We start from the raw sequence: 1,697 nt of genomic DNA, 5'->3' as shown, positions 1-1,697 counted from the left end.
CTGCGGGGTCTGAGCGCTCGACGGGGCCGGCGCGGTGCGCGCGCTCCAGCCGAAGCCGGCGAGCACCAGCCAGCCGAGCCCGCCGAGCACCACGGGCAGGAACGCGAGCACGGCGGTCAGCCCGAAGACCTCGACGTAGAGCTGCATGCCGTTGTGGACGTCGTACTGCTCCCACGCCTCCTGCAGCGTCTTGATGACGACGGTGTCGGGGACGGCCGAGCCCAGCGAGTACCAGCTCCAGGCCATCCACGGCAGCACGACGAGCAGGGCCGCGGGGACCGCGACGTGCAGCTTGCGCAGCACCGCCGGGGTCAGCAGCGTCAGGACGGCGATGACGACGCCGGCGTCCATGCGGGTCAGCACGACCGCGCCGGCGAGCAGGCCGTACGCCAGCGCCCGCCCGCGCACGGCCGCCAGCAGCAGCAGCGCGAGCAGCAGGACGAGGAAGCCGGACTCCAGGCCCACCGAGCTCAGCAGCAGCGGGTTGACGCCCACGGCGACGGCGGCGACCGGGCCGACCCAGCGGGGCAGCCCCGTCCGGCGGGCCGCGGAGGTCAGCGCCAGGGTCAGCGCGACGGCGATGAGCACGTGCAGGATCCCCAGCGCCACGACGGGGCGGCGCACGACCGCGGTGGCGGCCGCGAGCAGCAGCACCCACAGCGGGGAGGTGGCCGTGTTCGACTCGACGTCGGAGAGCAGCCCCCACGTGCCGTGCAGGGCGAGGTTCCGCGCGTAGGCCAGCGTGATGTAGGCGTCGTCGACGAGGGCGGTGCGCAGCAGCGCGAAGGTCGCCGCGGCCAGCACCCCGACGCCCAGCGCGGGCACCAGCGCGCGCAGGCGTCCGGCGGCCGCCGGGGCGGTGCGCGGGCGCTCGTCCACGGCGGTCACGCCGGCGGCCGCTCGTCGGCGTGGTGCTCGCGGGCGCGCTCGCGCTCCGCCGCCTCGCGCCGGCGCCGCGCGTGCTCGCGCTCGGCCTCGTCCGGGTCCTGGCCGCGCATCCGGCCGACCACGCGCACGGCGGTGTCGTCGGCGACGACATGGCCCTGCTCCAGCAGCACGCCGCGGGTGCACAGCTCGGCGACCATGTCGAGGTCGTGGCTGACGATGACGAGGGTGCGCCCCTCGGCGCGCAGCTCCTCGATGCGCGCCAGGCACTTCTTCTGGAACGGCTCGTCGCCGACGGAGAGGATCTCGTCGATGAGGAAGACCTCGGGGTCGGTGTGCACCGCGACGGCGAAGGCCAGGCGCAGGAACATCCCCGAGGAGTAGAACTTCACCTCGGTGTCGATGAAGCGCTCGATCTCGCTGAAGGCGACGATGTCGTCGAAGCGCGCGGCGATCGTGGCCTCGTCCATGCCGAGGATGGCGCCGTTGAGGTAGACGTTCTCGCGGCCGGTGAGGTCGGGGTGGAAGCCCGCCCCCACCTCGATGAGGCCGGCGATCTTCCCGCGCACGCCGATGGTCCCGGCGTCGGGCTGCATGACCCCGGAGATGAGCTTGAGCAGCGTCGACTTGCCGGAGCCGTTGAAGCCCAGCAGCGCCACCGACTCGCCCTGGCGGACCTCCAGGTCCACCCCGTGCAGCGCGCGGAAGGTGTCGGAGACCGGCCGGCGCCGCACCTTGGCCATCGCCAGCTCCTTGAGGGAGCGGTGGTGGCGCAGGGTGAAGTCCTTGACGAGGCCGCGCACCTCGATGGC

The 1,697-nt window shown here is 73.8% G+C and carries 1 protein-coding gene and 1 pseudogene; both read right to left on the bottom strand.

The genetic code is table 11. The features are described from left to right. Positions 1-888, bottom strand: a pseudogene (locus tag GTQ99_RS22920) (hypothetical protein); the annotation flags it as partial. Further along, complete coding sequence (locus GTQ99_RS22915) at positions 885-1,694, bottom strand: ABC transporter ATP-binding protein (RefSeq protein ID WP_420814617.1); 810 nt, start codon at positions 1,692-1,694, stop codon at positions 885-887. The pseudogene GTQ99_RS22920 and the gene GTQ99_RS22915, both read right to left, overlap by 4 nt. Between the last annotated feature and the right edge of the window lie 3 nt (positions 1,695-1,697).

This window comes from Kineococcus vitellinus (genome assembly GCF_009906315.1).
Lineage (GTDB): Bacteria > Actinomycetota > Actinomycetes > Actinomycetales > Kineococcaceae > Kineococcus > Kineococcus vitellinus.
Note: the sequence above shows the minus strand (reverse complement) of the source record. Positions and strands in the feature narration are given on the sequence as shown.